This window comes from Paralcaligenes ginsengisoli (assembly GCF_054781135.1).
Window position 1 is genome coordinate 35,419 of sequence record NZ_BAAGUZ010000013.1, and the last position, 23,480, is coordinate 58,898.

The window sequence follows — 23,480 nt, forward strand, 5'->3', positions numbered from 1 at the left end:
AGCAGATACGGCGCGGCAGTCCTCAGCCTTTGGAGGGCAGCTCGACGATGCCGGTACCGACCACCGACAGCTCGCCGCCCTGATTGCGCCCTTCTTGTTCGATCTCGATCAGGTGTTTGCCTTCTTGTTCGAACTTGCGCGTGACCTTGCCGGAAATGAATAGCATGTCGCCTTCAGGATTGTGGCGGCGGATTTTACAGTGCGAATGACGCAGGAAGCCGTCGTCTCCCATCCAGTTGGTCAGGTGATGCGTCAGCCACGAGTTGCGTTCCGGACCATAATCGTATGCCCCCGGTGCACCTACCTCAAGCGCAAAGTCCTCTTCCCAGTGCACACGTTCGGGTACGTCGGGAATGCCGAAACGGTTCTTGATGCCCACGCCGGGGTGAGCGTCGATCAGTTGCCATGCGAGTTTGTTGGCACGTATGTACAGCCCGCCCCAGCCTTGCGCATATGCGATAAATCCTGTGATCGTCATCGGCCCTTTAAAGAGCGTGGGCAATTCGTCACCCACTTTCACGTCTTCCCAGTATCGCGGTACGCTGCCGCGAACCTCTTCCTGCGCGTAGAGCTTGTAGGCTTCCTGAAGTTCCTCTTCGGTATAGCGGCGAGGCGTGCGCGACTTCACTTCCTTGTATTTGGTCCCCTGTTCGCGCGCATGATCGCGCTCGGTCCGGAAGCACCAACTATCGGCTTCCGCCACCTTGTCGCCTTCCTGGTTGAAGAAGTCGACATGGTAGATCTGCTGGATGGCGCGCCCCGCAAAACGTGTGTCATGGGGAATCAGGTCTTTCAGATAGGCTTCGGTGGATATTTCATCGTTGCGCCTGACATTCTTGTGCCACGTCCAGTCTGCACCCGACCACATGGCATGCACGCCCGGCAGGCCGCCCACATACCCTGAAATGATGCGGCTGGTGGTGAAAAGGAAGCTGGGCAGGGCGATGATTCCGCCATGCGGGGTTTTGGCAGCATAAGCCGGGTCGCACCACAGTGGGTTGTCATCGCCGATGCCGTGTGCATAGTGCCTGATGTTGTCGCGGGTGGCTTCGTGGCACCAGGGTTCGGCGGTATCGCCAATCTTCGCGCCAATGCGACGGCTTAGCTGTTCCAGGTCGTGGTCGGTGATTTTGGGAAATGAACGTACGGGCATGTCCATGATGCTGGCTCCTGTTTTATAGTGTGAACGGTTCACTTGTCTGCTCGGCCATTGCCGCTTCGGACTCGCGAAGTTTCTTGCGGTGGGTTTTACCGGCGGGGGTTTTTGGCAGATCTTGCACAAAGGCAATATGCCTCGGGTATTCGTGCTGGCTGAGCTGGTTGCGCACGAATTCCTGGATTTCTTTCGTAAAGGCGGGATCCCCCTGACGATTACTGACGATGAAGGCTTTCACGACCTGGCCGCGCAAGGCGTCGGGCACGCCAATGACAGCCGCTTCGCGGATGTCGGGATGCTTGAGCAGGGTGTCTTCAATTTCAACGGCACTCATGGTCCATCCTGCGGAAATGATGACGTCGTCAGCCCGCCCCGCGTGAAAGAAGTAACCCTCTTCATCGATCCTGCCCAGATCCTTGGTGGCAACCCATTCTCCTCGCCGCCATACCTTCATTTCGCCGACCTCATTCGGAGCGCACGGTTGCCCCTCGGCGTTCTGGACCTGAATCATCGCTCCGGGGATGGGCTTTCCGAGCGAACCTTTCTTGACCGGGAAATCTGCCGCTCCGGGATAAGAGACGAGGATGACGCCGATTTCAGTGGTGCCGTACATGCTGCAGATATCTGTTTTGAATACCCGTTTGACATAGGTTTCTGTCGAGCTGTCTATGGGCTCGCCGGTGAATGACAACTTGTTCAACGCGTAGCTGTGCTTCTCGATATCCGGGCTGTTGCGCATCATGCGGTAGTGGGTCGCTGCGGCGGACATATTGGTAAAGCGGTGTTTCGCCAGTGCTTCGAGCAGTCGATCTGCATTGAAACGACCCGAAAATGCGCCGATGGACAGCCCCAAGGCCAGCGGAGCCAATGTGCCGTGCCATAAGCCGTGGCCCCATGCCGGCGAAGATGGGCAGAAGAACTTGTCGCCCGGCCTGAGTCCGGTGCCGTACAGCGCCGCAACCATCAAGGTCACGATGGCTTTATGGGTATGTTTGATGGCGTCTGGCAACTCGCGGGTAGTGCCCGAGGTGTATTGGAAAATCGCCAGATCGCTCGCTGATGTTGTGGGAGAGAACGAATCAGAATGACCTTGGAGGCTGGTCAGAAAGTTGTCGTCCATCACCAGGATTTTCACCCCGCTTGCGACGCCGAATGACTTGGCTTTGTCTGCATTGGTGACCAGCAAGCGTGGATGGCAGTCTTCCATTCGCAGGCGCAGGGCATCCGGACCGAATAGCGTAAATAGCGGAACAGCAATGGCGCCCATCTTGATAATGCCAAACAAGGCCGTATAGAACGCCCTCGAAGGTTCGAGCATGATGGCCACCCTGTCGCCGGCCGCGATGCCGCAGGACGCCAGGTAATTGGCAAAGCGGGATGAGCCCCGCGAAATCGATTGGAAAGTCAGCAGTTCGTCTTCACCCGTGGCATGAACTACGGTGACTGCCAATTTGTCGCCGCCGCGGGCGTGGCGGTCTATGCATTCGTGCGCAATATTTAGCTGCTTGTCGTCGCCGTCGAACAAATCCCACAGTTTGTCAGCGCTCCAGTGTTCCTGGACGTCGGCGTATGTGGTGTAGTCGGTCAGTTTTTTCATGGTGAGGCGATCGCTGTTCAGATGCCTCCACTTTATGGACCTGGCTAATTATTGTCAAATACGTTATTTGATTGTCTATAGACAATTTAACTGGAATGCTGCAAGGGCTCCCACCCGGGGGCAGCACGTGGTCGCGAACGACGGCACGGCAGACGTGCCGCATTGGCAAGGCCGGCATCCTGTTGGCGGATAACACTAAGTTGGGCACTCCCGAGCGTCGCTATGTGATCAACGGGGACGCGGCGACGGATCAGCGCCAGGAGTCGATGCGGCTCGATGTGCTTGAGCGAGGTGGCAGTCGAGAAGCCCGCCGGTTTCTCGACGCAGGTTCACTTCCCAATACAAAAGCTGGAAAAAATCTCGCCCAGCAGATCGTCGCTGGTGAACTGGCCGGTAATCGAACACAGGGCATCGTGCGTCAGTCGCAGTTCTTCGGCGAACAGGTCCAGCACCTGGTCGTTGTGGCTGGCGTATTCGGCGGCTGCGGCAAGATGTTCGTCGGCCAACTGCAGTGCGTGCAAATGACGTTCGCGGGCCAGCCAGGGCGATTCGGCGCCGGGATTCCAGCCGGCGATATCAAGCAGTTTCTGTCGCAGCGCGTCGAGCCCCGCGCCGGTTTTGGCCGATATGGCGATGGCCGGATGCCTGGGTACGGCATGATGCGCGCCATGGTCTCCGGATGTTTCAGAGTCCAGGCCGCCGATTTGCGCCGGCCTTGCGCTTGGAAGCTCATTGGCTCCGGGAACCTGGTCCAGCAGATCGGTTTTGTTCAGCACTTCCAGAACCGGGGTGCGTGCCGGCAGGCGGCTGGTAATGGCAACGTCCAGCGCGTCGCTGCGGGTGCGCGCGTCTTGCAGATGGATGATGACATCGGCTTTCTCGATTTCCGCCCAGCTGCGGGCTATGCCTATGCTTTCAACCGTGTCGTCGGTGTCGCGCAGTCCGGCGGTGTCCACGATATGGATGGGGACTCCCTGGATGTGAATTTGCTGAATGACTTTGTCGCGGGTGGTACCGGCGATGGGGGTCACGATAGCGATATCGTCGCCGGCCAGTGCATTGAGCAGGCTGGATTTGCCGACATTGGGCTGCCCGGCCAATACAACGTGCAGGCCTTCGCGCAATATCATGCCTTGCCGCGCCTGGCGGGTGAGGGCATGAAGGTCATCCTGGATGCCCGCCAGCATTTCGCGTGCCTGGTATTTTTCGAGAAAATCAATTTCTTCTTCGGGAAAATCCAGGGTGGCCTCGACCAGCATGCGCAAATGCACGATGCGGTCGCCCAGTGCATTCACATGGGTGGAAAAGGCGCCGCTCAGCGAGGCCATGGCACTGCGCGCGGCCGCTTCGGACGAGGCATCGATCAGATCGGCCACAGCCTCGGCCTGGGCCAGATCGAGCCTGTCATTCAAAAAAGCGCGCTGGGTAAATTCACCCGGCTCGGCATGGCGCAGGCCAAGGTCGTGGCCCAGCTCGATGCAGCGTTCCTGCAGGCGCCGCAGCACGGCGGGGCCGCCATGCCCCTGCAGTTCGAGGACATCTTCGCCGGTGTAGGAGTTGGGCCCTTTGAAGAACAGCGCTATGCCCGCGTCGATGGCGTTGCCCGCTGCGTCGTTGAATGGCAGGTAATGGGCATGACGCGGCGTCAGCGGCGAGCTGAACAGCCGGCCGATCAGCGCGCCCAGGTCGCGTCCCGAAATGCGCACGACGCCGATGCCGCCGCGTCCGGGGGCGGTGGCAATGGCAACGATAGGGTCGGTGGAATGGGTTGTCATGGTGATCGGGAACGGGAATGGCAAGTCTGAATAGGCATTTTAGTATGGCCGTTTCGGAAAAGTCATACTCGTACTACTATTGACTGGCCAGGCTATTTTCTCAAACACCTTATTGAGGATCAGTCATGCCGTATCTTATAGAAACCTTCGATAAACCCCATGCGTCGGCCTTGCGCCAGGCCTTGCGCGATAATCATCTGGATTTCCTGGAGGATCACAAGGAGTTGCTGGTAGCCTGCGGCGCCAAGCTGGATGATGACGGTATCGCGGCTTCAGGAAGCGTTTACATCGTCGATGTCGATACGCGAGAACAAGCCGAACAGTTCATTGCCGAAGATCCGTATTCAAAGGGCCATTTGTCCGAGCGCACCGTGATTACACGCTGGCGCAAGGCGTATCTGGATGGCAAGAGCTATCTGTGATGCGACGATGCCGTTGGCAATAACCCAGCCAATGTCAACGCCCATATGAAGTGTAGGGGCGGCCCTTGTGGCCGCCCGTCGTGAGCCTTCGGAAAACGGGTGCCCACAAGGGGCACCCATACACTACCGCCTATTGACTTTCAAGACGGTATCTACAACCAGCTGTTTTAAATCCCCAGCGCCGCCTTTACACCGGCTCCATAGGCCGGGTCGGCCTTTGTGCAATGCTCGATATGGCGCAGCTGTACGTCCTTCGACACCCCGGCAATGGCTCGCGCCGTATTTTCGAAAAGCGCTTTTTTCTGTTTGGCGCTCATCAAGCGAAAGAGCGCGCCCGGCTGCGAGAAGTAGTCTTCATCGACCCGGTGATTCCAGTGATCCGCCGCTCCTTCGAGCGACAGCGGTGGTTCGCGGAAATCGGGCTGCTCTTGCCATTCGCCCTGGTTGTTTGGCTCGTTTCCTGTGATACCGCCGTAATTGCCGTCGACGCGCATGGCGCCATCGCGGTGATAGCTGTGGAAGGGGCATTTCGGCGCGTTGACCGGAATTTGATGATGATTCACCCCAAGGCGATAACGTTGTGCGTCGCCGTACGAAAACAGGCGGGCCTGCAGCATTTTGTCGGGCGAGAAACTGATGCCGGGCACCACGTTGGCCGGATTGAAGGCCGCCTGCTCGATTTCGGCAAAGAAGTTCTCGGGGTTGCGATTCAGTTCCAGTACGCCAACCTCGATAAGCGGGTAGTCTTTATGCGGCCAGACTTTGGTCAGGTCGAAGGGGTTGAGGTGATAGGTGCCGGCCTCTTTTTCGGGCATGATCTGTACGTATAGGGTCCAGCGGGGAAAGTCTTTTTTCTCGATGCTTTCGTACAGATCGCGTTGCGAGCTTTCGCGGTCGCGCCCCACCAGCTCGCCCGCTTGCGCATCGCTAAGATTCTTGATGCCCTGCTGCGTCTTGAAGGTGAACTTGACCCAGGTCCGCTCGTTCCTGGCATTGAGAAAACTGAAAGTATGGCTTCCAAACAGATGCATGTTGCGGAATCCGGTGGGGATTCCGCGATCGCTCATGACGATGGTGATTTGGTGAAGGGCTTCGGGCAGGCCGGTCCAGAATTCCCAGTTGTTCTGGGCGCTGCGCATGCCGGTCCTGGGGTCGCGCTTGACCGCGTGGTTCAGGTCGGGAAACTTTAGCGGATCGCGCATGAAGAAAACCGGCGTGTTGTTGCCGACCAGGTCCCAGTTGCCTTCTTCCGTGTAGAACTTCATGGCGACGCCGCGAATATCGCGCTCCGCATCCGCCGCGCCGCGCTCGCCCGCCACAGTGGAGAATCGCATGAGCACGGGGGTTTCTTTTCCGACCGCCGAGAAAATCCTGGCCTTGGTGTACTTGGTGATGTCGTGGGTGACCTTGAATGTGCCGAACGCGCCCGCGCCCTTGGCGTGCATGCGTCGTTCGGGAATGACTTCCCGGTCGAAATGGGCAAGCTTTTCGATTAGCCACACGTCTTGCAATAAAGCCGGCCCCCGGGGCCCGGCAGTCTGGATGTTCTGGTTGTCGGCAACCGGCGCGCCAGCGGCAGTAGTAAGCTTTTTCATGGAGCTACCTCCTTGGGGTCAAGATCTGATGGGATCGGATTCGCGGACTGTCCGCGGATCGGGTCAGGTTACGCGGTAAAGGTTGCACGGTAAAGATAGCGAGCTTACCCGTGCACCTTTGCTTGTAAGCATATCGTCAACGTTCAAAAATACAAAGTCAATTAACTTAAATCAATTAATAGATAATTGCTATTACAAATTTGCGCAGGCTTCCATGATTGTGCGGATGGCCTGGTTTCGTGCGATGCAAGCGTTGCGGGGTGGATTGCTCAGCCGCGTCCGATGAAAGGCATTTTGGTGGCCATGACAGTCATGAACTGGACATTGGCATCGAGCGGCAGGCTGGCCATATACAGAACCGCGCGAGCCACATGCTGCACATCCATGGTCGGTTCCGCGGCAACCGTGCCGTTGGCCTGCAGGACACCCTTGCCGATTTTTTCGGTCAGGTTGGTGGCCGCATTGCCGATATCTATCTGGCCGCAGGCAATATCGTATTTGCGTCCATCGAGCGATGTTGCCTTGGTCAGGCCGGTAATGGCGTGTTTGGTGGCGGTGTAGGAAACCGCATGAGGCCGCGGGCAGTGTGCCGAGATGGAGCCGTTATTGATGATGCGCCCGCCGCGCGGCTGCTGATCTTTCATCAGCTTGAAGGCTTCCTGCGTGCACAGGAATGAGCCGGTCAGATTGATGTCGACCGCGGACTTCCATTGCTCGTAGCTGAGATCTTCGAGCGAGGCCTCGGGCGCGAAAATTCCCGCATTATTGAACAGCAGATCGAGCCGGCCAAATGTTTCTTTGGTGCGTGCAAACAGCGCCCGGACCGAAGCCGGGTCGCTGACGTCGGCGCTGACAACCAGGGATTGCGCGCCGGATGCCCGCCCTTCCTGCGCCACGGTCTCGAGCGGCGCTGTGCGGCGTCCGGCCAGGACCAGCGAATAGCCGTCGCCCATCAGGGCCAGGGCAATGCATTTTCCTATTCCTGAACCGGCACCCGTAACGAGTGCGACCTTCGTGGTGGGATTCATGTTTTGTTTCCTTTGCCGTTGCGCGATGCCGCCGGGCGCTTTTGCGCGCGCGTCAGGCTGGAGCTGAGCCGCTTGAAAGCGATTCCCATATGTTCCTGCATGGCCCCGCGGGCGAGATCCGAGTTCCTGGAGCGCAGCGCTTTCAGGATCTTGCGGTGCTCCGCAATGGCTTCGGACCAGACCTCGGCGGTTTCGAAATGGCTGTGCAATTGGTCGAACAAGGGGCCCAGGCGAAAGTCGAAAAGGCGCTTGACGACGTCGACCAGCACGCTGTTGCCGGTTGCTTCGGCAATACGCACATGAAACAGCCGGTCTGCCTCGATGGGCGTGGCGCCTGCCTCGGCTTCGGCAACCATCATGTCGATGGCCTCGGCTATGGCATCGAACTGTGGCTTGCGCCCTGTCTTGGCGGCTGTGGCGGCAACCTCGCCTTCAAGCAGCGCCCGGGCGCGTATCAGTTCCAGGGGGCCTTCCTCGCTGGACAGGTCGAACTGTTCCGTGGAGGGCGACGGCGGCTCGCAAACATAGATGCCGGAACCCATGTGAACCTGGATATATCCCTGAACCTCGAGCGCAATCAGGGCTTCGCGCAAGGAGGGGCGGCTGACGCCCAATTGCACGGATAAATCGCGCTCGGCCGGCAGGCGCGAGCCTACCGGAAACTCACCGGCAAGGATCAGCGACCGAAGCTGGTCGCTGATCTGGCGATAGAGCCGTTGCGTTTCAATGGCTTTGATGGGCATGGAAAATTCCGTTCTTGGCTGCGTAGAACAAACAGGAGCATTTTGTTCAAGACTTCATTTCCGGGTTGTCGAGCGGTGCTGGAAACTCCAGACCGTAGGGCTTTGCGCACTCGGCGAGCGCGGGAGGGATGCCGGGATGCAGTGCGATACCTGCGCGTGTTTGTTCGGCCTTACGGGCAATGCCGCGGTCGCCGGGCATGCGTACGGCATCGACCCCGGGCCGCGGCGGATTGTTTCTGCAGGCTTCGCCAAGCCAGTCGGTCTGGCGTGCGAAATCGGCCGCCCCGCCAAATGCCTCGGGGTCGTAGAGGGTCAGGAATACCGTGGCACCCCATCCCTCGGCGGGATCGGCCCTGCCGTGGCCGGCCAGGCCGCCGGTAAGTGCTTCGATCAGCAGTGCCAGCCCAAAGCCCTTATGTCCGGACTCAAGGCCTCCCAAAGGCAGTATGGTGCCGGGTGGATCGCTGGCAAGCACGCCCGGATCGCGGCTGGGATTGCCGTTTGCGTCGAGCATGCATTCCTGGTCGAAAAGCCGGCCTGCCTTGTGCAGGCGCGCGCTAAGCCCATTGGTGACGATTGAAGACGAAATGTCGATCAAAAAGGGCGTGCCCGAGGTGGGAATACCGGCGGCAATCGGGTTGGGTGTGAAGGCGGCGCGCGTACCGCCGTACGGAGCAACGCTGGCGACCGCGGGGTCGGAGCTGGCAAGCAGCATGACAAAACCGCGCTCGGTGGCGCGCAACAGGTAGGCGGCAAGGCAGGCGATATGGTGGCTGCGCCGTATTACCAATGTGGCGCTGCCGAATTCGCGCGCCCGCGGCTCGAGGGCCTGCATTCCTTGTCTGACCAGCCACGGCCCGGGCAAACGGCGGCCGTCCCAGCACAGCGATGCGCCGCGATCGGACACTACGCTTGCCTGGCCCGAGGTGGTCATGGTGCCGTTGCGGATTTCCTTGATGTATGGGGCGAGCAGGGCCAGGCCGTGCGTATCGTGGCCCAGCAGATCGCCCTCGATCAGGGTTTCGGCCACGGCGCGGGCGGGTTCGGGCGCCATGCCGGCGGCTTGCAGCAGGTTTGTTGAAAAGCCCTGTAGCTGGTCGACGGAAAAACGTTTGGTATTCATCAGTAACTTGCCCGTCCGCTGGTCGTGACGGCGTGCCGTCTTGAAAAACCATAATGATTGCGCTGTGCCACAGTGTTTTCTCCCTTGTGCCGGCGTTGCGGCATCGCCGTTTTTGTATGTTTGCCCACAGGCGCATGCCGGGCGATTTTCGGCAACTTCAATAGGTAAATTGGCCTTACCAGTATCCGCAGAATTCCATATGACAATACGCTTGTCAAGATCTAAAGTTTGTACCGGAGTCTATATTCGAATTGCCTGGTATTCAGGCCAGGCAAAGACCGTTTGGCGATTTTGGTAATACCACTTTACCTATATTTGTTTGTGTACTAGACTGGGCGTCGAATTAAGGTTTGCCTTGGCGACCGAGCAGTGGCACGAGTCGGCGGCGCTTGAATTCAGTTTATGAGCGGAGGTTATGGTGGCACAAGAAATTTCGGTACCGGTCGAATCGATCGGCCGGCTGGATCAGGCGCCTGCGGCAATACGCCTGAACCAAAACGACGACGTGTTGATTGCAACGCGGGAAATCAAGCCAGGCACGGCCTTTGACGACGAGCACATCGCGGCGTCCGAAGCCATTCCCGCCGGCCACAAGATTGCTGCCCGGGCAATTGCCACGGGCCAGCCGGTGCGTCGCTATAACCAGATCATCGGCTTTGCCACGCGCGATATCGCCGCGGGCCAGCACGTGCATTTGCACAACCTTTCCATGCACGACTTCGAGCGCGATTATGCCTTTTGTGCCGATGTGCGCCCCGACAGCAAGCCGGCGACGGCGCTGACTTTCAATGGCATCGTCCGGGCCGATGGCCGGGTTGCCACGCGCAACTATATCGGTGTGGTCAGCAGCGTCAATTGTTCCGCCGGGGTCTGTCGCCAGATTGCCGATGCGTTTCGCGGCAACGCGCTCGATGCCTTTCCGAATGTCGACGGCATTGTTCCGATTACGCATAAAACCGGTTGCGGCATGGCCTCCAACGGCGAGGGCATCGACGTGCTGCGCCGCGTGATCGCCGGCTATATAAGGCATCCGAATTTTGCCGCGGTCCTGTTCATCGGGCTGGGCTGCGAATCGAACCAGATTTCATCGCTGCTGGGTGCCGAGCACCTGGCCGAATCCGCCACCCTGCATACCATGACCATCCAGGACACGGGCGGCACGCGCAAAACCATAGAACGCGGCATCGAGCTGTTGCGCGAGATGCTGCCCGCGGCCAATCAGGTGTCGCGCCAGCCTGTGCCGATCAGCCACATTACCGTGGGCCTGCAGTGCGGCGGCTCCGATGGCTATTCGGGCATTACCGCCAATCCGGCGCTGGGCGCGGCCATGGATCTGCTGGTGGCCCACGGCGGCACGGCAATCCTCAGTGAAACCCCCGAAATTTACGGGGCCGAACATTTGCTGACGCGCCGGGCGGTATCGCGCGAGGTCGGAGAAAAGCTGGTCGACCGTATCCACTGGTGGGAAAGGTACACCGAGCGCATGGGCGGCGAAATGAACAACAATCCCTCGCCCGGCAACAAGGCGGGGGGGCTTACCACCATACTTGAAAAATCGCTGGGAGCGGTTGCGAAGGCCGGCACCAGCAACTTGTCCGATGTGGTCGAGTACGCTCAACCGGTTCGCAGCCACGGCCTGGTGTTCATGGATACTCCGGGCTACGACCCGGTGTCGGCGACAGGCCAGGTAGCGGGCGGCGCCAACGTCATTTGTTTTACCACGGGGCGTGGCTCGGTGTACGGCTGCAAGCCCACGCCTTCGCTGAAGCTGGCAACCAACACCTCCATGTACCGTCGCATGAGCGAAGACATGGACATCAATTGCGGCGAAATTCTGGAAGGCGGCGCCACAGTGCAGCAAGTGGGCGAGCAGATTTTCCGCCGTGTCATCGAGATTGCCTCCGGAGACCGCAGCAAGAGCGAGCTTCACGGATTCGGCGAAGATGAATTCGCGCCATGGGTGTTGGGCGCCACCATGTAGTGGTGGCCTGCGGAAATCCGCAAGTTTGAAAAAAAATAGTCATACCCCACACAGGAGATCGGAGTGAGCGATAAACAGAAGCCTTTGCGCCGCAGTCAGGCATGGTTCGGTCGGCTAGACCGCGATGGATTTCTTTATCGCTCATGGATGAAGAATCGCGGCATCCCCCACGATCAGTTCGACGGCCGGCCGGTGATCGGCATCTGCAATACCTATTCCGAACTCACACCATGCAATTCGCACTTCCGCACGCTGGCCGAACAGGTCAAGATCGGGGTTTGGGAATCGGGCGGATTTCCACTTGAATTTCCGGTCATGTCGCTGGGCGAGACCATGCTGCGGCCCACGGCCATGCTGTTTCGCAATCTCGCCAGCATGGATGTCGAGGAATCGATACGCGGCAATCCGCTCGACGGCGTCGTGCTGCTGATGGGCTGCGACAAAACCACGCCCGCCCTGATGATGGGCGCGGCTTCCTGTGACCTGCCCACTATTGGTGTATCGGGGGGGCCCATGCTTAGCGGCAAGTATCGCGGGGGCGAGCTGGGTTCGGGCACCGACGTATGGAGAATGTCCGAGGAAGTGCGCGCCGGGCAAATGTCGCAAGAGGATTTTTTCGAGGCCGAAAGCTGCATGCATCGTTCGCACGGCCATTGCATGACCATGGGTACGGCTTCAACCATGGCCAGCATGGTCGAAGCCCTGGGCATAAGCCTGCCGGGCAATGCGGCCATTCCCGCCGTCGACGCGCGCCGCAATGTGTTGGCGCGCGCATCGGGGCGGCGCATCGTCGAGATGGTCAAGCAGGATCTGGTCATGTCGAAGATCCTCACGCGCGCCGCGTTCGAGAACGCCATTCGCGTCAACGCCGCGATTGGCGGCTCGACCAATGCGGTCATCCATCTGCTGGCGATTGCGGGACGCATGGGCGTCAAGCTGAACCTCGACGACTGGGACGAACTGGGCCACAAGCTGCCATGCCTGGTCGATCTGCAGCCTTCCGGGCGCCACTTGATGGAAGATTTTTATTACGCCGGTGGCTTGCCCGCCGTGATTCGCGAATTGGGCGAGGTCATCGATCGCACCACCCTGACGGTCAACGGCAACACCTTGTGGGATAACTGCAAAGACGCGCCCAACTGGAACCGCGAAGTCATACACGCCTACTCCGATCCGTTCAAGGCCGATGCCGGCATTGCCATACTGCGCGGCAATCTGTGCCCCGACGGAGCCGTCATCAAGCCGTCGGCGGCCACACCTGCCTTGCTCAAGCACAAAGGCCGTGCCGTTGTATTCGAAAATAGCGAGCACATGCACGAGCGCATGGACGACGAAAACCTGGACGTCGACGAGAATTGCGTGCTGGTGCTGAAGAACTGCGGGCCCAAAGGTTATCCGGGTATGGCCGAAGCGGGCAATATGCCTTTGCCGCCCAAGATTCTGCGCAAGGGAATCACCGACATGGTCCGGATTTCCGACGCGCGCATGAGCGGCACCGCCTATGGCACGGTGGTCTTGCACGTTGCGCCCGAAGCCGCCGCCGGCGGCCCGCTGGCGCTGGTTCAAGATGGCGATATCGTCGAGCTCGATGTGGCGGCGCGCAAACTGCATCTGCATGTCTCGGATGCCGAGCTTGCGAAGCGGCGCGCTGCATGGAAGCCGGCGCCCGCGCCGATGGCACGCGGCTGGGTCAAGCTTTACGTCGAGCATGTGCAGCAGGCCAATCTGGGAGCGGATCTTGATTTCCTGGTCGGCAAGAGCGGCGCGGGCATACCCAAAGACAATCACTGAGGTCGATGCGGCATGAAGATTCTGATCACCGATTATGATTTTCCCGATCTCGAACTGGAGCAGGCCCTGTATCGCGCGGCGGGCGTCGAGGTCGTTGTTGCACAATGCCGCAGCGAAGATGAGGTCATCGCCGCTTCGGCGGGTTGCCAGGGCCTGCTGGTTCAGTATGCGCCGGTGAATGCCAAGGTGTTTGCCGCCCGCCCGGAAATACGCATTGTCAGCCGTTATGGCGCGGGCTTCGATACGGTTAATGTTGCCGATGCCAAGGCCCATGGCGTATGGGTGGGAAACTCGCCCGATTATGGTGTGGGCGAGGTCGCCACGCATGCCCTGGCAATGATGCTTTCGCTGCTGCGCCACATCGCTTTCTACGATCGCGATATAAAGGCCGGAACCTGGCACTTTACTTCGACCGGGAAAATGCAACGCGTTTCCGACATGACCGTTGGAATCCTTGGCCTCGGTCGCATTGGCAAGCGCATGGCGCATATCAGCCGCAACAGCTTCAAGCGAGTCATCGCCTGCGACCCTTATATTATTGACGGAGACTTCCCCGCTTACGTGGAACGCGTTAGTATTGAAGACTTGTTTACGCAGGCCGATGCCATATCATTGCATGTCCCGCTCAATGACCAGACGCGCGGTATTGTGAATGCCAGGCTGCTTGGCCTGATGAAGCCCGGCAGCGTCCTGGTCAATACGGCTCGCGGTCCGGTCATCGATGTCCAGGCCTTGCTTGCCGCGCTCAATGCGGGCAAACTCGATGGCGCCGCACTCGATGTCCTGCCGGTCGAACCGCCGGAAATCGATGCGCGTATCGTGCAGCATCCGCGGGTATTGCTGTCGCCCCATGCGGCGTTTTACTCGGTAGTGGCCGAAAAGGAGTTGCGGCGCAAGGCGGCCCAGAATCTCGTCGATTGGGCGAACAATGACCGCCCGTCTTATGTCGTTGTGGAAGGCAAGCAGTAAATGACCATAAATAAAATTATCAGAGACAAAGGAACATCGCATGGCATCAGTGCAAATTCGAGGAATACAAAAGTACTTTGGCGGCACGCAAGTCATACGCGGCGTTGACATCGATATCGAAGATGGCCAGTTTGCGGTGCTGGTGGGGCCGTCCGGCTGCGGCAAGTCGACCCTGCTGCGCATGCTGGCCGGGCTCGAGCAAATTACCGAGGGCGAAATCCTGATCAATGGCAAGGTGGTCAACAATATGCCGCCCAAGGAACGCGACATTGCCATGGTGTTCCAGAATTATGCGCTGTACCCGCACATGACTGTCTACGACAACATGGCCTTTTCACTGATGCTGGCCAAGGCCGACAAGGCCACGGTCAAGCAGCGCGTCGACAAAGCGTCCGAAATCCTCGGCCTGGCCCAGCTTCTCGATCGCTATCCTCGCCAGCTTTCCGGTGGCCAGCGCCAGCGGGTTGCCATGGGGCGTGCCATTGTCCGAGACCCTCAGGTGTTTCTATTCGACGAGCCGCTGTCCAATCTCGATGCCAAGCTGCGCGTGCAGATGCGCGCCGAAATCAAAGAGCTGCACCAGCGTTTGCGCACCACATCCGTATATGTCACGCACGACCAGATCGAAGCCATGACCATGGCCGACCAGATCGTCGTCATGCGCGATGGCGTGGTCGAGCAGCGCGGCAGGCCGCTCGATATCTACGATAACCCGAGCAATCTGTTCGTTGCCGGTTTCATCGGATCGCCCGCCATGAATTTCATTCCCGGCGTATTGCGCCGCAGCGGTTTCGGCACACAGGTTGAATTTTCCGATGGCACTTGCCTGCCGGCACCGCTGGGCGCCGATGGCGCCGCCGGGGTCGATGGCCAGCGCGTCATTTATGGCGTGAGGCCCGAGCACCTGACCATAGCCACGGGCGACCAGGGCATCAAAACCGGCGTTACCGTGATCGAACCCACTGGCGCCAATACCGAAGTCTATTCAAGGTTCTGCAACACCGATCTTATTTCGATTTTTCGTGAACGGCACGATTTCAAGGCGGGTGATGCGTTGCACCTGATGCCCGATCACGAACGCACGCATTTATTCGATGCCGAGTCCGGCAAGGCTTTAAGGCAACACTGATTTCAGGAGGCATGCAAGAGCGCAAGACCAATTTGCACGGGGGCATAACCCCCTTAACCAAAGGAGTGGAAGACATGACAAAATTTACAAGACGTGATTTTCTGGTGTCTACGGCAGCCGCCGCTGCGGCATCGACCGTGAGCGGCAGTACCTTCGCCGCCGACGCGGGTACCAAACTGAATTACACGCCGGAAAAAGGCGCCAGCGTGCGCGTACTCAGATGGAAACGGTTCGTACAGGGCGACGAAGATCTCTGGACCGCCAATACTAAAAAATTCACCGAGCAAACGGGCATACCCGTTCGAGTCGACAACGAAGGCTGGGAAGATGTGCGTCCCAAGGCCGCCGTGGCAGCCCGGGTCGGCAGCGGCCCCGATATCATCATTGGCTGGTTCGATGACCCGGAGCAATATCCCGAAAAGCTGGTCGATGTATCGGACCTGGCCAATTACCTGGACAAGAAATACGGTGGCTGGTACGACGTATGCAGAAAGTACGGTACCAAGGACGGCAAATGGATTGCCCTGCCGCTGGGCGTGGTCGGCAATGCCCTGGTGTATCGCCAAAGCATGATCAAGGCGGCCGGCTTCGACACCATGCCCAGCGATCTCCCGGGCTTTCTCAAGCTGTGCCAGGCGCTCAAGGCCAAAGGCACGCCGGCGGGCTTTGCGTTCGGCCATGCCGTGGGCGACGGCAACAACTTCGCGCACTGGCTGTTGTGGTCGCATGGCGGCATGATGGTCGATACCAAGGGCAAGGTTGTTATCGAGTCGCCCGAAACGATCGCCGCGCTCGAGTACGCCAAGGAGCTGTATAAAACCTTCATACCCGGCACATTGGCATGGCAGGATCCTTCCAACAACAAGGCCTTTCTCGACGGACAGATCAGCCTTACGGCCAATGGTATTTCCGTGTACTACGCGGCAAAGAATTCGACCGACCCGAAAATGCAGGCAATGGCCAAAGACATTGAACATGCGCACCTGCCTGTGGGATCCACGGGCAAGCACACCGAGCTGATGCAAATCACGCAGATGATGCTGTTCAAGTATTCGAAGTATCCGAATGCGGCCAAGGCCTACTTGCAGTTCATGATGGAAGCCAACCAGTACAACCCCTGGATGAAAGCCGCCATCGGCTATGTCAGCCAGCCGCTCAAGGCTTACGAGGCTAATCCGGTCTGGACCGACGATCCCAAGGCGACGGTTTTCCGCGATTCGGCCGCGATCATGATCGACAACGGCCATGCCGGTCCTTTAGGACCCGCATCGGCCGCCGTCATGGCTGACTACGTGGTGGTCGATATGTTCGCCGCAGCGGCAAGCGGATCCAAGACCCCGAAAGAGGCCGCGGCACAAGCAGCAGAGCGCGCCAAGCGGTACTACAAGGCTTAGGCCTGTTCGTTCGGCGACTGTCTGTTTTGCCCCCTGGCAGCGTCCGGCTTTATGCCGGCGCTGTCGGGCGGTTTCCATGAAGGATCATTATGCTATCTCGCGCATTAAACAACAGCAATGTGCTGGGCCTGCTTTTCATGCTGCCTACCGCCCTGTTGCTGCTGGTTTTCCTGACATATCCGCTGGGGCTGGGCGTCTGGCTTGGGTTCACCGATACAAAAATCGGCGGTATCGGGCATTGGGTCGGGCTGGATAACTACCGCTATCTGATCGGCGATTCCATTGCGCAGCTGGCCTTGTTCAATACGGTGCTTTATACCGTGGTCGCCAGCATCCTGAAATTCATGCTGGGCCTGTGGCTGGCGATTTTGCTCAACAGAAACCTGCCGTTCAAGTCCCTTTTCAGGTCCATGATTCTATTGCCCTGGATCGTACCCACGGCGCTGTCGGCGCTGGCGTTCTGGTGGATTTACGATCCGCAGTTTTCGATCATCAGCTGGACGCTCGTCAAAATGGGGCTGATCCACCACTACATCAATTTTCTTGGCGATCCCTGGATGGCCAGGTTTTCCGTGATTGTCGCCAACGTGTGGCGCGGCATTCCCTTTGTGGCGATTACGCTGCTTGCCGGCTTGCAGACAATTTCACCCGCACTGTACGAAGCGGCGTCCATAGACGGGGTTACTCCCTGGCAGCAGTTTCGCTATGTCACGTTGCCGTTGCTGACGCCCATTATCGCTGTGGTCATGACATTCTCGGTGCTGTTCACCTTCACCGACTTCCAGCTGATTTACGTGCTGACTCGCGGAGGGCCGCTCAATGCCACGCACCTGATGACCACATTGTCGTTCCAGCGCGCTATTCCGGGAGGATCGCTGGGTGAAGGATCGGCTCTGGCCATACTGATGATACCGTTCCTGCTGGCCGCTATCATGTTCTCGTATTTCGGCTTGCAACGCCGCGCCTGGCAACAAGGGGGTGACAAATGAGCAAGAAGCAAAAACCCGATGAGCAGCAAGGCATGGACTACCTGCAGTCCCTGCCGCGACGCTGGGTCACTACGTATATCCCGCTAGGCATCTTTGTGTTCGTGCTGCTTTTCCCGTTCTACTGGATGGTCATCACGGCGTTCAAGTCTGACGCCGAACTGGCCCTGCACACCAGCAATCCGTTCTGGGTGGTTGCTCCGACCCTGGAGCATTTCAGGCGGCTGCTGTTCAATACGCCCTTCAATGGCTGGATGGTGAATACCGTTATTGTGTCGACGGTGGCTACCTTCATATCCCTGGCGGCCAGCGTGTTTGCCGCCTATGCGATCGAACGCCTGCGTTTCCAGGGGTCCAAGCAGGTCGGCCTGGGGATTTTCTTTGCCTACCTGATCCCGCCGTCCATTCTGTTTATTCCGCTGGCCTCCATCGTGTTCGAGCTGGGTCTGTTCGACACGCGCTGGGCGCTGATCCTGACCTATCCCACGTTCCTGATCCCGTTTTGTACCTGGCTTTTGATGGGCTATTTCCGTTCGATTCCCTACGAGCTGGAAGAGTGCGCGCTGATCGACGGCGCTACGCGCTGGCAGATCCTGGTGAAGATCATTTTGCCGCTGGCCGTGCCAGGGCTGATTTCGGCAGGTATTTTCGCTTTCACGCTTTCCTGGAATGAGTTCATCTATGCGCTGACTTTCATTTCGTCGACCGAGGTAAAGACAGTGCCTGTGGGTATCGTGACTGAACTCATCGAGGGCGATGTGTACCACTGGGGCGAGCTGATGGCCGGGGCGCTGCTGGGTTCCTTGCCGGTGGCTGTGGTGTATTCCTTCTTTGTGGAGTATTACGTGTCCGGCATGACAGGCGCGGTGAAGGAGTAGATCTCGAGTTCGTGGCCGACCGTCATCTTCGTTCTTAAGACGCGGGGGTGGCGGCCCAGGCGGGGTGGAGCTCGCCTCGTCCGGTCCTGGCTTTGCCAGGACTGCCCGCGGCCGCAGCCTGGATCGGGCGGTCGCGGAACTCGCGTCGTCCACAGCCCCCCGGGCTGTGGACACCCTTGACGCTCAAACAGCCGCTCCCTTGCATCCCGATCCAGGCTGCGGCCGCGGCGGACTCAAGCTCGCTCACCCCGCCTGCGCCGCCACCCCCGCTCGCATCTGAGTTTTTTGCGCGATCGCAGGCTCAGACGGCAATGAAGGACTCAGACAGCAATGAGGGGGTTGTACGGACACTTCAGGCGATGCGCCCCTGCAGTTCTTCATTGATGTAGTTTTTCACGATGGCGTCGAAGCTGGCATCGCGCTTGAACCCCATGGCATCGGCGCGTGTGGTGATGAAGCTGCCGGGCCACGAATTGACGATGCGTTCGATGGCGGCGTCGGCTTGCCAGCGTATAAGGTGCGCGGTCTTGGCGCCGGCGGCGCGTTCCAGCGCGGCGGCCATTTCACCCACGGTGACAGAAAGGCCTGGCAAATTCAGGGCGCGGCTGGCGCCGAGAAGCTGGCTGTCTATTTCGTGTCCGTGGATAAGGTTTTCGATAGCCTTGGACGGTGAAACCAGCCATAGCGATGTTTCCCGCGATACCGGGCAGATTGCTTCAAGGCCATTGAGCGGCTCGCGTATGATGCCGCTGGCAAAACTGGAGGCGGCTTTGTTGGGGGCGCCGGGGCGCACGCAAACGGTGGGCATGCGCAGCGCGCGGCCATCGATGTAGCCTTTGCGGCTGTAGTCGCTGATCATGAGTTCGCCCATGACCTTTTGCGTGCCGTAGGAGCTTTGCGGCGTGGTTGGCGTGGTGTCGAGCACTTGGGCAGGCAGCAGGCCACCAAAGGCCGCTACCGAGCTTGTAAACACGATACGCGGGCAATTGCCGTTTTGGCGTGCGCGTTCCAGAATCAACCGGCTTGCATCCAGATTGATGCGCATGCCCAGATCGAAATTGGCCTCGGCCTCGCCGCTGACCACGGCGGCAAGATGGAAAACCGACTGGGTGTCTTTGCCAAGGTTTGCCTTGACGACTTCGGGGTCGGAGATGTCGCCTGCAACCGTCTTGATGCGTGGATCGTCGAACCCTTGTGCGGGAATGACGTCGAGCAGAGTGATGCGCGATATCGCTTGCTGATTGCCTTGCGCGTCGGCCAGCGTTGCCTGTGCAAGAAGCGCCTTGGCGAGCCGGGCACCCAGCAGGCCGGCACCGCCGGTAATCAATATTTGCATGACCTTGTCCCAATGAGCAATTATGGTTGAAGCATAGCGTAGCTGCTCGTATCATGACAATATAAAAAGCAGCGGGACTGATTGCGGCGCATGTGCGGCAGCAGATAAACGGCAACAGATTGCACAGACGATTCGATTCATCTTTTTCTGGAGGCAAGGGTAAATGGGCCAGTCACAAGGGCAGTTGACGCAGGCCGTGGGCGTCATTGGTTTGGGTTCTATGGGTTTCGGCGTGGCGCATGCCTTGCTCAATGCGGGGTTCCAGGTCTACGCCTGCGATGTGCGCACCGAGGTGCTGGATCGGTTTGCCGCCCTGGGCGGGCTGGTCGCACGAACCCCCGCGCAGCTTGCCGAAAAAGTCGAGGCTGTGATCGTGCTGGTGGTCGATGCCAGCCAAATGGACACTGTTTTATTTGGCGAGCATGGCGCGGCGGCGGCGATGCGCAAGGGTGGAGTAATCATCAGCAGCGCAACGGTGGCGCCCGCTTACGCGGTTCAGCTGGGCGAACGCTTGAAAGCCATGGACTTGCTCAATATCGATGCACCCGTTTCAGGCGGCTCGATCAAGGCTGCCGAAGGCCAGTTGTCGGTCATGGCAGCGGGCAGCGCGCAGGCCTTTGAGAAATGCCAGGCCATCTTCGATGCGATCGCCGCAAAGCTTTATCGGCTGGGCGATGCGCCCGGCCAGGGCTCCACGGTGAAAATGATCAATCAATTGCTGGCCGGGGTACACATAGCGGCCTCGGCCGAGGCCATGGCGCTGGGTATCAAGGCGGGTGCCGATCCCGACATGCTTTACGAAGTCATCTGCAATAGCGCCGGTTCGTCGTGGATGTTCCAGAATCGTGTCCCGCATATTCTTGCGGGCGACTACACGCCTCATTCGGCGGTGAATATATTCATCAAGGATCTCGGCATCGTGCTGGATACGGCTCGACGCGAGGCCTTTCCGCTGCCGCTGTCTTCAGCGGCGCATCAAATGTTCCTGATGGCCGCCGCCGCGGGCCATGGCGCGGAAGACGACGCGGCGGTGGTCAAGATCTTCCCCGGCGTGGACTTGCCGGGCTGATTTCAGATCCCCATATAGCTTTGCAGCTTTTCGCGTTCGGCGCTTAATGCATTCGAGCTGCCCGACCAGACGACGTGCCCTTTCTCGACGATGTAGTGCTGGTCGGCCAGCGGCAACAGGGAGTTCAGGTTTTTGTCGATGCAGATGATCGACAGGCCGGTGTCTTTCAGTGCGCCCAGGCAATGCCAGATTTCCGTGCGTATCAAGGGCGCCAGGCCTTCGGTGGCTTCGTCGAGGATCAGCAGCCGCGGGTTGGTCATGAGGGCGCGGCCTATGGCCAGCATTTGCTGTTCGCCGCCGGACAAATTGCAGCCCAGGTTGCCGGCCCGTTCCTGCAGCCGCGGAAACAGTGCATAGATTTTTTCCAGCGACCAGGGCGATGACGATTTCTGGCGGTTGTGCGCGGTGGCGATCAGGTTTTCGGTGACGCTCAGGTTGGGGAAGATCTGGCGCCCCTCCGGTACCAGGCCTATGCCGGCGCGGGCTACCTTGTAGGACGGAACGCCGGCGATTTCCTGCCCGCCAAACTGGATGGATCCCTGCGTAGGCGCCATCAGGCCGACGATGGATTTGACCGTGGTCGACTTGCCCATGCCGTTGCGTCCCAGCAGCGTGACGAACTGGCCCAGCCGGACTTGAAAGCTCATGCCGAACAATACCTGGCTGGCGCCGTAGGAAGACTCTATGCGGTTGACGTCAAGCAGCAGGGAACTCATGGCATGGCCTCGTCGCCCAGATAGGCGGTGCGGACTTCGGGGTTGGCGCGAATCTCGGCGATCGAGCCGCAGGCGATATTGCGCCCGTACACCAGTACGGTGATCCGGTCCGCCAGTTTGAAAACGGCATCCATATCGTGCTCGACCAGCACAATGCTGTATCGCCCTTTGAGGCTGAGCAGCAGATCGGTCATTTGCGCCGATTCGGCCTGGCTCATGCCGGCCATGGGTTCATCGAGCAGCAACAGGCGAGGTTGTCCGGCCAGTACCATCGCGAGTTCGAGCTGGCGCTGTTCGCCGTGCGCCATATCGGCCACCGGCACATGCAGGCGTGCGCCCAGGCCCACGCTTTCCAGCGCCTGCTGCGCGGGCTTGACCAGCGCGGACTGGTCGAGGGCCGGCGTCCAGAAACGGAAGCTGTGCCCTTGATGCGCCTGCACTGTGAGCATGACATTCTGGAGCGCCGTGAAGGCGGAAAAAACCGATGTGATCTGGTAAGAACGGGCCAGGCCCATCAGGGCGCGCTGTTCCACTTTTACACTGGTGATGTCCTGGCCATTGAAATGAATCTGGCCGCTGTCCGGCCTGATTTCGCCGGCCAGTTGGGTGATCAGGGTGCTTTTGCCGGCGCCGTTGGGCCCGATGATGGCATGCAGTTCCCCGGGCCGCACGTCGAAATCGAAATGATCGGTGGCAACCAGGCCTCCGTAGCGCTTGACCAGTTTCTGAACAGAGAGCAAGCTCATTGCGGCTCCTTGCCGGGGAGGGAACGGGGCGCCCCCGGCCCGGGGGAAAAGCGCCGTTCGGCCTGTAGCAGCAGGCCGACCAGGCCTTGCCGGCTTAGCGTTACGATGAGGACGATCAGCGGGCCGAAAATAATCATCCAGTGCTCGGTCAGGGATTTGAGCCACTCTTCGGCCAGAATCATGCCGACGGCTCCGAACAGGGGGCCCACGAGCGTACCCATGCCGCCCAGGACCACCATGGCGATAAGGTCGCCCGAGGTGGTCCACGACATATAGGAAGGCGAGGCAAATTGCGTCAGGTTGGCGTACAGCAGGCCGGCGATGCCGCACAGCGCCGCCGATATCACATAGATGGCCAGGCGGTAGCGGAAGGTCGGGTATCCCAGGGCTTTCATGCGCCGCTCATTCAGCTTGCTGCCGCATACCGCCATGCCGAAGCGCGAGTGCACCAGGCGGTGGCAGGCATACAGGCTGAGGCACAGCAGAACGAAGGCGGAAAAATACAATATGCCCGGCTGCGTCAGCAACAGCCCGCCGAACCGGCTGCCGCTGGCGAGGGTCAGGCCATCGTCGCCGCCGTAACGGCTGAGGCTGACGATCAGAAAGAAGAACATCTGGGCGAATGCCAGGGTAATCATGATGAATGAAATTCCGCTGGTGCGCAGGGCGATGCTGCCGGTGACGAAGCCCACGCCGGCGCAGACCAGCAAGGTAAGCAGCAATTGCAGCCAGCCGTTGTCTATTCCATGGAAACTCATGATGCCCGCGGTGTAGACGCCCAGCCCCAGGAACAAGGCATGGCCAAAGCTGATCAAGCCGCCGTAGCCCAGGATCAGGTTCAGGGAGACGGCGGCGATGGCGAAGATCAGGATACGGGTGCTCAGGGTGATCAGGAAGGGATCGGAGGTCGCCGCGGCATACAGCGGCACCAGGGCCAGCAGCACCAGCAGCACAATGGCCAGCAGGGTGCTGGCAGACCATTTGCGGCGGACGAGGGAGGAAGACGTCATTGGAAGTCGCTTTCTGTAGCTGGGCGAGCGGGCCGC

The 23,480-nt window shown here is 59.4% G+C and carries 20 protein-coding genes; 9 read left to right on the plus strand and 11 right to left on the minus strand.

Annotated elements, in window-relative coordinates; genetic code table 11:
* Positions 1-22: 22 nt before the first annotated feature.
* The 3 genes from ACYVIS_RS08590 to mnmE all read right to left on the minus strand — a co-directional run bounded on the left by ACYVIS_RS08590 (position 23) and on the right by mnmE (position 4,528).
* Complete coding sequence (locus ACYVIS_RS08590; RefSeq protein ID WP_460873772.1) at positions 23-1,159, minus strand: FAS1-like dehydratase domain-containing protein; 1,137 nt, start codon at positions 1,157-1,159, stop codon at positions 23-25.
* A 16-nt stretch (positions 1,160-1,175) separates the two neighbouring features.
* The gene (locus ACYVIS_RS08595) at positions 1,176-2,753 is read right to left on the minus strand and encodes an acyl-CoA synthetase (protein ID WP_460873773.1); all 1,578 of its coding nucleotides are present in this window, start codon (positions 2,751-2,753) and stop codon (positions 1,176-1,178) included.
* A 329-nt stretch (positions 2,754-3,082) separates the two neighbouring features.
* A complete protein-coding gene (gene mnmE, locus ACYVIS_RS08600; RefSeq protein ID WP_460873774.1) occupies positions 3,083-4,528 on the minus strand; it encodes a tRNA uridine-5-carboxymethylaminomethyl(34) synthesis GTPase MnmE in 1,446 nt (481 codons plus the stop codon).
* A 125-nt stretch (positions 4,529-4,653) separates the two neighbouring features.
* On the opposite strand from mnmE, the gene ACYVIS_RS08605 reads away from it, so the two are divergent.
* On the plus strand, positions 4,654-4,950 hold the full coding sequence (locus ACYVIS_RS08605) for a YciI family protein (RefSeq protein ID WP_232741894.1): 297 nt from the start codon (positions 4,654-4,656) through the stop codon (positions 4,948-4,950).
* A gap of 167 nt (positions 4,951-5,117) precedes the next feature.
* On the opposite strand, the gene ACYVIS_RS08610 is transcribed toward ACYVIS_RS08605, so the two are convergent.
* From ACYVIS_RS08610 to ACYVIS_RS08625, 4 genes are all read right to left on the minus strand, one after another.
* Positions 5,118-6,545, minus strand: a complete 1,428-nt coding sequence (locus ACYVIS_RS08610; protein ID WP_232741893.1) for a catalase — start codon at positions 6,543-6,545, stop codon at positions 5,118-5,120.
* A gap of 269 nt (positions 6,546-6,814) precedes the next feature.
* Positions 6,815-7,573, minus strand: a complete 759-nt coding sequence (locus ACYVIS_RS08615) for an SDR family oxidoreductase (protein ID WP_232741892.1) — start codon at positions 7,571-7,573, stop codon at positions 6,815-6,817.
* Positions 7,570-8,316: a FadR/GntR family transcriptional regulator gene (locus ACYVIS_RS08620; RefSeq protein ID WP_232741891.1), complete on the minus strand. Its 747-nt coding sequence runs from the start codon at positions 8,314-8,316 to the stop codon at positions 7,570-7,572. Before ACYVIS_RS08620 ends, ACYVIS_RS08615 begins: the two co-directional genes overlap by 4 nt.
* A gap of 46 nt (positions 8,317-8,362) precedes the next feature.
* Complete coding sequence (locus ACYVIS_RS08625; protein WP_370635893.1) at positions 8,363-9,439, minus strand: Ldh family oxidoreductase; 1,077 nt, start codon at positions 9,437-9,439, stop codon at positions 8,363-8,365.
* 415 nt (positions 9,440-9,854) lie between these two features.
* Here ACYVIS_RS08625 and ACYVIS_RS08630 point away from each other — a divergent pair, with 415 nt between their 5' ends.
* The 7 genes from ACYVIS_RS08630 to ACYVIS_RS08660 all read left to right on the plus strand — a co-directional run bounded on the left by ACYVIS_RS08630 (position 9,855) and on the right by ACYVIS_RS08660 (position 18,567).
* Positions 9,855-11,420: a UxaA family hydrolase gene (locus tag ACYVIS_RS08630; protein WP_232741890.1), complete on the plus strand. Its 1,566-nt coding sequence runs from the start codon at positions 9,855-9,857 to the stop codon at positions 11,418-11,420.
* Positions 11,421-11,483: 63 nt separating this feature from the next.
* Positions 11,484-13,211 carry an IlvD/Edd family dehydratase gene (locus tag ACYVIS_RS08635; protein ID WP_232741889.1) on the plus strand — a complete coding sequence of 576 codons (1,728 nt, stop codon included), beginning with the start codon at positions 11,484-11,486 and terminating at the stop codon, positions 13,209-13,211.
* Between the two features lie 12 nt (positions 13,212-13,223).
* The gene (locus ACYVIS_RS08640) at positions 13,224-14,180 is read left to right on the plus strand and encodes a C-terminal binding protein (RefSeq protein ID WP_232741888.1); all 957 of its coding nucleotides are present in this window, start codon (positions 13,224-13,226) and stop codon (positions 14,178-14,180) included.
* Positions 14,181-14,220: 40 nt separating this feature from the next.
* The gene (locus ACYVIS_RS08645; protein WP_232741887.1) at positions 14,221-15,309 is read left to right on the plus strand and encodes an ABC transporter ATP-binding protein; all 1,089 of its coding nucleotides are present in this window, start codon (positions 14,221-14,223) and stop codon (positions 15,307-15,309) included.
* 74 nt (positions 15,310-15,383) lie between these two features.
* Positions 15,384-16,703, plus strand: a complete 1,320-nt coding sequence (locus ACYVIS_RS08650; protein WP_232741886.1) for an ABC transporter substrate-binding protein — start codon at positions 15,384-15,386, stop codon at positions 16,701-16,703.
* 89 nt (positions 16,704-16,792) lie between these two features.
* Positions 16,793-17,692 carry a carbohydrate ABC transporter permease gene (locus ACYVIS_RS08655; RefSeq protein WP_232741885.1) on the plus strand — a complete coding sequence of 300 codons (900 nt, stop codon included), beginning with the start codon at positions 16,793-16,795 and terminating at the stop codon, positions 17,690-17,692.
* Entirely contained in the window at positions 17,689-18,567 is an 879-nt protein-coding gene (locus ACYVIS_RS08660) for a carbohydrate ABC transporter permease (RefSeq protein ID WP_232741884.1), read from the plus strand. Before ACYVIS_RS08655 ends, ACYVIS_RS08660 begins: the two co-directional genes overlap by 4 nt.
* A gap of 352 nt (positions 18,568-18,919) precedes the next feature.
* Here the strand turns inward: ACYVIS_RS08660 and denD are convergent, their stop codons facing one another.
* Entirely contained in the window at positions 18,920-19,903 is a 984-nt protein-coding gene (denD, locus tag ACYVIS_RS08665; RefSeq protein WP_232741883.1) for a D-erythronate dehydrogenase, read from the minus strand.
* Between the two features lie 184 nt (positions 19,904-20,087).
* Here denD and ltnD point away from each other — a divergent pair, with 184 nt between their 5' ends.
* Positions 20,088-20,972, plus strand: a complete 885-nt coding sequence (ltnD, locus tag ACYVIS_RS08670) for an L-threonate dehydrogenase (RefSeq protein WP_232744728.1) — start codon at positions 20,088-20,090, stop codon at positions 20,970-20,972.
* Between the two features lie 2 nt (positions 20,973-20,974).
* Here ltnD and ACYVIS_RS08675 read toward each other — a convergent pair whose 3' ends face one another.
* Genes ACYVIS_RS08675 through ACYVIS_RS08685 form a run of 3 tightly spaced genes read right to left on the minus strand, consistent with a single transcriptional unit; the run spans position 20,975 to position 23,444 of the window.
* On the minus strand, positions 20,975-21,688 hold the full coding sequence (locus ACYVIS_RS08675; protein WP_232741882.1) for an ABC transporter ATP-binding protein: 714 nt from the start codon (positions 21,686-21,688) through the stop codon (positions 20,975-20,977).
* Positions 21,685-22,434, minus strand: coding sequence for an ABC transporter ATP-binding protein (locus ACYVIS_RS08680; protein ID WP_460873775.1), 750 nt, complete (start codon positions 22,432-22,434; stop codon positions 21,685-21,687). The genes ACYVIS_RS08675 and ACYVIS_RS08680 overlap by 4 nt, the downstream gene beginning before the upstream one ends.
* The gene (locus ACYVIS_RS08685) at positions 22,431-23,444 is read right to left on the minus strand and encodes a branched-chain amino acid ABC transporter permease (RefSeq protein ID WP_460873776.1); all 1,014 of its coding nucleotides are present in this window, start codon (positions 23,442-23,444) and stop codon (positions 22,431-22,433) included. The genes ACYVIS_RS08680 and ACYVIS_RS08685 overlap by 4 nt, the downstream gene beginning before the upstream one ends.
* Positions 23,445-23,480 lie beyond the last annotated feature (36 nt).

Bases quoted from the DNA above. Each gene is read 5' to 3' on its own strand.
- ACYVIS_RS08590 (WP_460873772.1), bottom strand. From the start codon at position 1,159: ATGGACATGCCCGTACGTTCATTTCCCAAAATCACCGACCACGACCTG.
- ACYVIS_RS08595 (WP_460873773.1), bottom strand. From the start codon at position 2,753: ATGAAAAAACTGACCGACTACACCACATACGCCGACGTCCAGGAACAC.
- mnmE (WP_460873774.1), bottom strand. From the start codon at position 4,528: ATGACAACCCATTCCACCGACCCTATCGTTGCCATTGCCACCGCCCCC.
- ACYVIS_RS08605 (WP_232741894.1), top strand. From the start codon at position 4,654: ATGCCGTATCTTATAGAAACCTTCGATAAACCCCATGCGTCGGCCTTG.
- ACYVIS_RS08610 (WP_232741893.1), bottom strand. From the start codon at position 6,545: ATGAAAAAGCTTACTACTGCCGCTGGCGCGCCGGTTGCCGACAACCAG.
- ACYVIS_RS08615 (WP_232741892.1), bottom strand. From the start codon at position 7,573: ATGAATCCCACCACGAAGGTCGCACTCGTTACGGGTGCCGGTTCAGGA.
- ACYVIS_RS08620 (WP_232741891.1), bottom strand. From the start codon at position 8,316: ATGCCCATCAAAGCCATTGAAACGCAACGGCTCTATCGCCAGATCAGC.
- ACYVIS_RS08625 (WP_370635893.1), bottom strand. From the start codon at position 9,439: ATGAATACCAAACGTTTTTCCGTCGACCAGCTACAGGGCTTTTCAACA.
- ACYVIS_RS08630 (WP_232741890.1), top strand. From the start codon at position 9,855: ATGGTGGCACAAGAAATTTCGGTACCGGTCGAATCGATCGGCCGGCTG.
- ACYVIS_RS08640 (WP_232741888.1), top strand. From the start codon at position 13,224: ATGAAGATTCTGATCACCGATTATGATTTTCCCGATCTCGAACTGGAG.
- ACYVIS_RS08645 (WP_232741887.1), top strand. From the start codon at position 14,221: ATGGCATCAGTGCAAATTCGAGGAATACAAAAGTACTTTGGCGGCACG.
- ACYVIS_RS08650 (WP_232741886.1), top strand. From the start codon at position 15,384: ATGACAAAATTTACAAGACGTGATTTTCTGGTGTCTACGGCAGCCGCC.
- ACYVIS_RS08655 (WP_232741885.1), top strand. From the start codon at position 16,793: ATGCTATCTCGCGCATTAAACAACAGCAATGTGCTGGGCCTGCTTTTC.
- ACYVIS_RS08660 (WP_232741884.1), top strand. From the start codon at position 17,689: ATGAGCAAGAAGCAAAAACCCGATGAGCAGCAAGGCATGGACTACCTG.
- denD (WP_232741883.1), bottom strand. From the start codon at position 19,903: ATGCAAATATTGATTACCGGCGGTGCCGGCCTGCTGGGTGCCCGGCTC.
- ACYVIS_RS08675 (WP_232741882.1), bottom strand. From the start codon at position 21,688: ATGAGTTCCCTGCTGCTTGACGTCAACCGCATAGAGTCTTCCTACGGC.
- ACYVIS_RS08680 (WP_460873775.1), bottom strand. From the start codon at position 22,434: ATGAGCTTGCTCTCTGTTCAGAAACTGGTCAAGCGCTACGGAGGCCTG.
- ACYVIS_RS08685 (WP_460873776.1), bottom strand. From the start codon at position 23,444: ATGACGTCTTCCTCCCTCGTCCGCCGCAAATGGTCTGCCAGCACCCTG.